Origin of the sequence: Xenorhabdus sp. IM139775, assembly GCF_028598745.1 — a bacterium.
In the GTDB taxonomy this organism is placed as follows: domain Bacteria; phylum Pseudomonadota; class Gammaproteobacteria; order Enterobacterales; family Enterobacteriaceae; genus Xenorhabdus.
Genome location: NZ_JAQRFK010000020.1, coordinates 43,601 through 53,129 on the forward strand (window position 1 = coordinate 43,601; position 9,529 = coordinate 53,129).

At 43.1% G+C, this 9,529-nt stretch carries 5 protein-coding genes; 1 reads left to right on the top strand and 4 read right to left on the bottom strand.

Features of this window, described 5'->3' with window-relative positions; translation table 11 throughout:
* Window positions 1–7 precede the first annotated feature (7 nt).
* From PSI17_RS06715 to PSI17_RS06725, 3 genes are read right to left on the bottom strand one after another with little or no spacing between them, the layout of a single operon-like run.
* A complete protein-coding gene (locus PSI17_RS06715; RefSeq protein ID WP_273551233.1) occupies window positions 8–1,075 on the bottom strand; it encodes a pentapeptide repeat-containing protein in 1,068 nt (355 codons plus the stop codon).
* Entirely contained in the window at window positions 1,072–3,675 is a 2,604-nt protein-coding gene (locus tag PSI17_RS06720) for a DUF2169 family type VI secretion system accessory protein (protein WP_273551234.1), read from the bottom strand. The genes PSI17_RS06715 and PSI17_RS06720 overlap by 4 nt, the downstream gene beginning before the upstream one ends.
* Before the next feature lie 22 nt (window positions 3,676–3,697).
* A complete protein-coding gene (locus tag PSI17_RS06725; RefSeq protein WP_273551235.1) occupies window positions 3,698–5,887 on the bottom strand; it encodes a type VI secretion system Vgr family protein in 2,190 nt (729 codons plus the stop codon).
* Window positions 5,888–6,477: 590 nt separating this feature from the next.
* Between PSI17_RS06725 and murJ the strand changes: the two genes are divergently transcribed.
* Window positions 6,478–8,016, top strand: a complete 1,539-nt coding sequence (murJ, locus tag PSI17_RS06730; RefSeq protein ID WP_273551236.1) for a murein biosynthesis integral membrane protein MurJ — start codon at window positions 6,478–6,480, stop codon at window positions 8,014–8,016.
* A gap of 44 nt (window positions 8,017–8,060) precedes the next feature.
* Here the strand turns inward: murJ and PSI17_RS06735 are convergent, their stop codons facing one another.
* Window positions 8,061–8,774: a hypothetical protein gene (locus PSI17_RS06735; RefSeq protein WP_273551237.1), complete on the bottom strand. Its 714-nt coding sequence runs from the start codon at window positions 8,772–8,774 to the stop codon at window positions 8,061–8,063.
* Window positions 8,775–9,529: the final 755 nt, after the last annotated feature.

Here is a 9,529-nt window from a genome sequence, read left to right on the forward strand (position 1 = left end):
CTCCCGATTAAATCTTGTTATGTTGCGTGCTCCACTCTTCAGCGGCAAACAGTTCAGGATCATTTTCCAGAATACCTTGGCGGTCAGAGAATAATGCGCCAACCTGCTGAGCACGATGAAAAAGTGTTCTCATAAAGTGAACAGTACGAAAATCACTGTTGTTGACGTTTGCATAGGAAAAATCGGTGTAAGGCATATGGCAACCGGTAAACTGCGCTTGAGCCGCATTCACTTTGTGCATGACTGCCAAGGCCAAATTACTGTGCCGAAAATCGGCAGATTCAAGGCAGGCACCGACAAAAAGGGCTTGTTCAAACAAACTGTGCTTGCAACGGGCGCGGGTTAAATCTGCTTCGATAAATAACGCTTGGGTTGCATTGACATTCGAGAGTAAAGCGTCTTTTAAAATCGCACTTTTGAAATTGCAATTTGTCAGTATGGCGTGACTGAAATTGGCAGATTCAAGCCGGCTACCGATAAATTGACACATCTTAAAGTGCTGTTTGTGGAAATTTTGCTCACGCAGATCACATTCAAAAAAAATCGTCTTGTTCAATTCACTGGCGGAAAAATCGCTGGTGCGTAAATCTTGACGAAAAAAAGTGACCAGAAAGAGCTGGCTGTGGCGAAACTTTGTGTGATCCATCGATGAATCAAAAAATGTGATGCGATCAAAGTCACTGTGGCTGAAATCAGCATATTGCAGTGAACAGGCGATAAACTGGGAATTGTTCTGTTTGGTCGTGGTAAATTGGGTTTTCTTTAAAATCGATTGATTGAAGACATTGTCTATTAATCGGCTGTGATTGAACGTTGCCTGTCCCAGATTGCACTGTTCAAAAATACTTTGCTCAAGGGTTGCCGAGTCAAAAATCGCGCTTTCTGCCTGACATCCGGTAAAAATGGATTCCTTAATTAAGGTATGAGAAAGATCCGCACCGGAAAAATCGACTTCTTTAAAGATCCCCCCCGATAAATCCCGTCCGGTCAGGATGATATTCTGCAAACTGATTTTCTCAATCATCTCACCCTGTTGGATTTTGCCGACCAGTTCATCCGCCGTCAGGAGACTCATACCACATCCTTATCCCGTTTAGGCAAGGTCTTGGTGCGCTTGATATAAGCCTCTGCAATTGAGGTTGAATCGCTGATAATGGATTGGGACATATCCGCACGAAACAGATTGGCTTGCCGCAGGTCGGTATGATTGAAACTGCATTTCTGCATAAATGCGCTCATCAGGTTGGCATTATTCAGCAAGGCCCCGCGGAAATCCGTTCTGATAAATATGCTTTTCCCGGCATTCAGATACTGCATATTGGCTGACTGGCAGTTAGCTTCACTGAGATCACTGTTATTCAAGGTGGTGGCATAGAAGTTAGCCTGAACCAGTGGCATTTGGCGCAAATTGCATTCTGTCAATGTGGCATGGCTGAAATCGGCCTGATTCAGCTCACTGTTCATGGCAAACGCGCAGGTCAGCAAGTTGGCGGAATGAAAACGGATACCATTCGCTGGTGTTTCCACCCATGAGCAACTTTCCAGCGTGGCATGATCAAAAACCGCTTGTTTTAGTTTGCATTTTATAAAGGCAACTTTATTCAGGGTGGCGTTATTGAACGTGAGGGCAGGGAGTTCAAGTTCCAAAAACGTACAGTTTTTCCATTGCGAATCGGGGAATTGGCAATGGGTCATAAAGATCTGTCGCAGGAGTAAGTCTGTGAATATGACACGGTCAAAGCGGCAATGGTCAAATCGCGTTTCCTGTAGCTGGGTTTCGGTAAAACTGGCCGCAGAAAAATCACTCTGTTCACAGTTAGCCAGTGCCAGACTGGCATGATCTAATTTCGCACCACGTAATGAAGCGTGGCAAATTTCTGTTCTGGCCAGCATCGCTTCGCTGAAATTGGCTTCATCCAGTTGGCAATGATTGAAACACGCGCTTTCCAATAAAGTGCGGGTAAAGTTGGCACCCCGCAGATCCATACCTGACAAGTCCGCGCCGGTAAAATCCATGTCAGTGAAATTCCCCCCTTGCTGCATGATAGTTTGTACCCGCCGGCGAATGATGTGTGACAGGTTGCCGGTCAAGCGCAGGGCGGGAGCCTGTTTCTGCACTGAAGATAAGTACACGGTGTGGAGAGATTGTTCCATTTGCGCCAACTCCTCATCACTCAGCCCCATTTGCTGCTGTTGCTGGTGTAGTGTGTCCCGCAGTTGATGCAGGTTTTCCGGCCCCCGGTGCTGAGGCTCTGCCGTCAATTTTTCGGTATCAATGCCTTGTTCTTTCACCTTAGCCAGCATTTCAGTTCGCTTTAATTCAATTTCACTGTTTTTCTCGGCAATATCCTGCTCAATTTTTTCCACAAATTCCGGCAGATCACTGAGTTTGGGCAGGGTAACGGGTTCAGTTTCCGCCGGGATCATTTCAGTCGGGAGCAACGTATTGATATCCTGACCATATTCAGCCAGCCGTTCTCGTTGCTGTTCACGCAGGCGCTTTTCCCGGTTTTGCAGATTTTGCTGTAAGGGGGAGTGTTTTTCGGGAAGTTCAGTATCTAACCATGGGCCAATAAGCGCTTCGGGCATCAGATCTTTTTCCCGAAAGGTGTAAAGAACGCCCTTTTCTTTATCCAGCCGTTGTTCAAGTACCCGCAAATAATGTTCTGTTGAACGCGGTTGATCGCGCAGTTCCAATGCCGGCATCATTTGCAAGACATCCTTGGCGTCATCTTCATTAATTTGTGCGCTGCCATGCCAAATGAAGAGCATCTGTTCCAGATGGGGAAAGAACCACACCGTGGTATTGCGCATGACGACTTCTTCAAAAATCTCTTCATCAAGACGCAAGCGTTTGATAAAACAACGGGCATTCCATGATGGCAAAACCCCTTCCTGAACCGGTTTTTCGGGATGCATATTCCAGATGCGCCACGCTGCGTGCTCCGGCAGGGCGGGATGTTCGTCCCACCATTGATCCTCAGGGGCGGCATTAAATAACCGCCAATCAATGTCATTGGCAAAGCCGGGAAATTCATTTTCCAGCCACGCCTTATCATATTTTTTCCCGATACGGGTAAAGCGGCGTGGCCAGATAACATCCAAGGGACAAAAACTTGCCGGCATGGGGACGTCCTGTTGCGACGTTAATTTCTGCTGTGACATTAAGCGATGATGCAGCGTTTCGATGTTGGGCAAGCGATGAACGCTCATCTCATTATCCGATTCTTCTGGATTGATACCGATGCCATGTGGATTTTCTTCATAACCTTCGCCACCCAACGCCCGGCTCCAATCCAGGCGCATTTGCTCAAACGGCTGGGGCGTTGAAGGGCGGTCATCAAGCCAATAACGATCACCGAAAACCGCCAGTGTCTTATCCAATTTCCCGATTTGAATACGCGCAGCGCAAGCGGTTTTATCGTTTTGGTGGTGGGTGTAGGCATAGCCGGTAGCCAGAAATTCAGCACACGACTTAGGCATGGCGAGATCGATAACCCCATTACAGGTTTTCAATTCACTTTCTGCCAGTTGCCAAAGCTCGGCTTCCGGGCGCAGACGTGGGGCAGAACCCATATCCGCCAACGCCATAATGGAAATTCCGAGGTGATTTTTTTGCAACCAACGATAAGGTCGGTAAAGCAGGCTTAGGCGCAGGGGTTTGATGATTTTCATTCAGGGCCTGATAGATACGTGATTAACTCATAAGATGTAATGCGTTGTTTAAGAGATTGACGACTGCCTGATTAATCTTCGCCTGCACCTTATCGAGTTTTAGATCATTTTTAGTAATTTCCACTATAGTCTTGCTCATTGATACCTCAGTAAGACTGAGAGAAATATCGTTATGGCTCATGCTAAATTTAGTATTGGAGATTGATGCATCGGTATCGTTAATATTGAGCCCCGTCTTGGATATGGAAAGACCTTTAGACGTGAACAGAGATGACGGGCAATCTATGGTTACATGAGTATCACTTTTGATCGTAATCAGGTTAGGGCTTGAAATCGTGGTCACGCCGGTAATGTCCTGTACCCAATTGCCATCAATGGTGGCCTTTAAATCTCCGCTGACTTTGTAAGTATCGTCGCCATTGATCTTGGTTTTTCGGCCACTGTTGATCGTTTCTTGCTGACCACCGTCAACCGTTAAGGTATCTTTGCCGGTAATCGCCGTTTTATGGTTGGCTTTATAGGTGAAGTCGGCATTGCCCGTGACGCTGTCGTTTTGCTGTTTTTTTATTTCAGTGGTACGGTTGCCGTCAATCGTGACTTTTTTATCTTTTTCCACCGAAATATTCATGTCACGTTCTGCATGCAGGTTAAATAATTCCTTATCGGGTTCATCATCTAAAAAGAGATAGTTTGCCTGATCATGCTTACCTCCCTTGGTATTCGACATAATACCGACGCGGGTTTCATGTTTGGGCAGTTCCCACGGCGGCATATTCTCATTGTTATAGGTGCTGCCGATGACTAAAGGTTTATCAGGGTCACCATTAACGAAACTGATAACGACTTCTTCACCCACGCGAGGGACACAGACACTGCCATAACGCCAGCCAGCCCAATGCGAGGAAACTCGTACCCAGCAAGAGCGGGTATCATCTTTTTTGTCGTCTTTATCCCAACGGAATTTCACTTTGATACGACCGTATTTGTCCGTCCATATCTGCTTATTTTTGGGGCCGGTGACAACGGCCGTTTCAAGGCCGGTGACTTTTGGCCACGGTGTCACTGCCAGCGGTTTCCAATGCGTGTCAGCCGGAATGGCCTCAAATTGAATGGTGTTTTTATTTGAATGTGAATTTGAATCAAGATCGTCGGTCATTTTATTCACTAATTCGCCAACGATAATCTCAGTCGGATTGTCAGCGGTGGGCATCGTGAGGTAAGGTTTTTCATAAAAATCATAGTGTGTACCTATAATAAGGTAATCATTATGTGCATCACCCTTGATATCATGGGGGAGTGATAGCGTGAAAGTATGTCCCGGTGCCATTCCCAGCACATTTCCCCGGCCATCAACCAACTCACTTTTTGCTTCAGCCGCTTTCTGGCGAACTTTGGCATAAAATTGCCCTTGTTCACTTTCTACATAGTGCCCCGGCCAAATGAATATCTCGGTGTCATCAATAGAACTGGTTGGGGTCTGAATGGCGGTATAGAGTTTCGCCCGTGGTTTACGGAAGTCGTAGTCGTCAAGACTGTAAGTATTCGGTATGGTAATGCTGGAGACATTCCAACGATAAATATACTCTGTGAGGTGTTTTTGCAGTGAATTACCGGTACTGTGATATTTAATGATGTCATAGCCGGGCAGTGGTTGGTGTGATTGAGGCGCGTCAACCAAAATCAGGGTATGGTTTCCCATATCATGTTTGAAATAATAGTAAATGCCTTCATGTTCCATCAGACGATGGATAAAATCAAAATCAGTTTCATTATGTTTAACGCAATATTCCCAATTGCGATACCTTTCAATCAGTTGGTTTTCAAATTGAATGCCGGCCTGACTTAATACCTCAGCAATAATATCGGGTGCGGTTTTATCTTGCCAAATACTATAACCCAGTCTTTGTTTCAATTCCCACAATTTAGGCCGGATGGTGGCGGTGTACAAATAAAGCCTGTCATCATATTTATAAAAGGGGGCGTAAGATATTTTTTCAATATAGCCACTTAAGTATCTTGTCGGTGCAGACTTATTATTTATTTCGATAGTGAGGATTGTGTTATGCAGCGATATTGGGTCCTGCAACCTCTTCTTACTCAATAATCCAACCTCAAACTTGTAGGCTTCAGATAACCTTTCTGTTCCTTTAAGGGATTTGAAATATAAAGGTTTATCAGATAATGAGCTGTGTGCGATAAACTGTCTTTTCATGGGATATCCTTGTTTTTGTCTAAAGCTACCGCATATTCCTTGCAAGGCAGGGAACATACAACAAGAAGAGGGGCAATATAGGGTAGTTTCTCTTGGTATGAGTTAAGCAGAATGTTGGTTATTTGCAATCTGTGGGTGCTATTCCGTTTATGAAATATATAAGTTTATTTTTATTGTTTGTTTCTGTCTTATTACTATACCTATGTATGTGTTTATTAAGTAAGATTTTTTAAAAATTCCAAATTTATTTAACACTAAAATTGTTTAACTCTGTTGATTAAAGATTATTTTCAGATTGGAATGTATAACTAATTAATTATCATACGCATTTAGGAAGAATTTGCGTTTGTTGAATTTTGAATGTGTTATCGGGAATAAACTTTTTCTGGTTACAAGGCGTTTGGCGGACAGGATGTACCTGATAGGCGATGAACGAAGATTCTGAGTCACATCCGGCGATCAAAACCCTTCTTTTCAGCATTGAAATGAATGGAAATGATTAATATGCAATAATATTATCTTGATTTCTTTGCGCTAATCGCTTTACATCTTTTATATTCATTTCCTAAAAGTCAATCTTAAAAAATACCATGAACTTACTGAAATCACTGGCAGCAGTCAGCTCAATGACGATGTTCTCTCGCGTTCTGGGCTTTATTCGTGATGCCATCATTGCCCGCATATTTGGTGCCGGCGGGACGTCAGATGCCTTTTTCGTTGCCTTCAAATTACCTAACTTACTGCGCCGCATTTTTGCTGAAGGCGCTTTTTCACAAGCGTTTGTTCCTATTCTTGCTGAATATAAAAATCAGCAGGGGGATGAAGCGACGCGTACCTTTATTGCTTATGTGTCAGGCATGTTGACGCTGATTTTGGCGGTGGTTACCGTGATAGGGGTGATTGCCGCGCCTTGGGTCATTTATGTGACAGCACCGGGTTTTACCGACACTCCGGATAAGTTTGCCTTAACCCGTGATCTCCTCAGGATTACCTTCCCCTACATTTTTTTGATCTCTCTGGCTTCTTTGGCGGGAGCTATTCTCAATACGTGGAATCGTTTTTCTGTGCCCGCCTTTGCACCAACATTGCTGAATATCAGCATGATCTTTTTCTCGCTGTTTGTGGCGCCTTACTGTCATCCACCGGTGATGGCTTTGGGGTGGGCGGTGATTGCGGGGGGGATTTTGCAATTGGTTTATCAACTTCCTCACCTGAAAAAGATCGGGATGCTGGTATTGCCGCGGGTTTCCTTCCGTGACAGCAGCGTATGGCGTGTTATTCGCCAGATGGGGCCGGCTATCTTGGGGGTTTCAGTCAGTCAAATTTCTTTGATTATTAATACTATTTTTGCTTCGTTTCTCGTTTCAGGTTCGGTTTCATGGATGTATTACGCTGACCGTTTAATGGAATTGCCTTCGGGCGTGCTGGGCGTGGCGTTAGGGACGATCCTGCTGCCGTCACTGGCAAAAAGTTTTTCCAATGGGGATCATGAAGAGTACAGAAGGTTAATGGATTGGGGATTGCGCCTGTGCTTTTTGTTAGCGTTGCCTTGCGCGGTGGCTCTGGGTATTTTGGCAGAGCCCTTGACGGTATCACTCTTTCAGTATGGCAATTTTTCTGCCTTTGATGCAGAAATGACCCAACGGGCATTAATTGCTTACTGCTTTGGTTTGATGGGATTGATTGTGGTTAAGATCCTTGCCCCTGGTTTTTATTCTCGTCAGGATATTAAAACTCCGGTGAAAATTGCGATTGCAACCCTGATTTTGACTCAGTTAATGAATCTGGCATTTATTGGCTCCTTGAAACACGCAGGGCTGGCGCTTTCCATTGGTTTGGCTGCCTGCTTTAATGCCGGTATGCTTTATTGGCAATTACGTAAGCGGGACATTTTTAAGCCATTGGCCGGATGGGGTGTTTTCTTGCTGAAATTGGTGGTGGCAATCGCGGTGATGGTTGCGGCGTTATTGGCAATGTTATGGGTGATGCCTGCGTGGGAGCAGGGCAATATGGCATTGCGCCTGCTACGGTTAATGGGCGTTGTCATTGTGGGGGCCGGTAGTTATTTTGCTGCATTGGCGTTAATGGGCTTCCGGTTGAAGGATTTCGCCCAACGGGGATTGCGGTAATTACCTTTTTATCGAACAGCCGCCCAATCAATGATTGGGCGGTGTTACCAGCTTTGTTTTTTGTTTTGTTTACGTTGTTCAAGTATGCTTTGAAAATGTTCGGATTTTTCTTCCTGTTCAAATTTACTTAACTCATAAGTTCTGACTGTGCTGATTGGATCTGCAAACGAGACATGTTTTCCCTTGTTTGGCGTTAAGCTAGGGAGTTCTCTTTGGTGTCTATGAATAGCACCTTGGCGTCTAAACTGCCCTGATTCTTCTTGCTCATTAAATGGGTTTCTGACTGCGCCCCTATGAATAGCACCTTGGCGTTTAAATACGCCGGGTTCTAATTCATCTTCTTGCGGCTGTATATTATAGAGTTGCATATAATTATTCACCGCCAGATGAAATGATCTTATGTCACCTTTTTCATCTGGTGTTAAATTATAGGGATTTAAGTGGGGGAGAATATGGGCTCTATACGTTTCAATATCGATATCAATGCTATGCTTAGCAAGTTTATAATATTGATATTGCTGATGATTGCCTGATAATAGATCTGTGTCACGAATAAATCCTAAATTCAGCATAGAGTTATCATTAATGTATTTATTCCATTTCTCATCTTCATAATTCAGATTTTCTATTGGTTTAAGCCATTTTATGCGTAGGGAATAAAATTTAGTGCGATTAAAATCAGCGCTGTAGGAAGATAGCATTCTATTGTTTACCAAGTAATTGATAAACTCGATGGATTCTATTTTAGCAGATTTCATGAATATTCCTTATGTTATTTGTATTTAAAAGAAAATAAAAAAATAGCTTATCAATATTGAATGATGTTTTCTTTATGGTCAATGGAAATTATTTGGAATATACCCTATAAACTGCAAGTTGCAGATCGCAAAACGAATGTGCGGATTTATATAAATAAAACTAATTTTTTCAAAATGATAAACGTCAAATACTATTGAATGAGTTGTGAGTTGTGAGTTGTGAGTTGTGATGAAAATCCAAGATATACTCGATATTTTGTGGTTGGATCTTAATCTATTTTTTATAAATAAAAAATAATAAAATTAGATATAAAACATGTAATGCAAATAAATATTTGACAAATTTATAATCAATGTCTATTACTGATATAAATAACATTCCAAAATTGTCGATCACTTCTTTACTCCTTGTGGTATGAGCAGTAAGAGAACCTCATCATCTGAGTGTACCGTTATTATGAAAGATTATTTATGAGTGCCATATTGCAAGTTGGTGCTGGCATGTATCATTAATAAAATAATGAAAAAATCCTACATTAGAAAATGTTAAAGAAAAATAACTATTATAGTAGAGGTAATATTATGGCTATGCAAAAAAAAGCAAACTGCAATTATTCTTCTGTAACTAAGTTTATGAAAAGTTATGGTGTGGATCAGGGCGCGAGCATACTTTGATTAACATTCAGCCAAAGAAAACTTTGGCGCGGTAATCATCACACCAGCTGGCTTTTTTAAGCTTATTTCTTTGGCTTGGT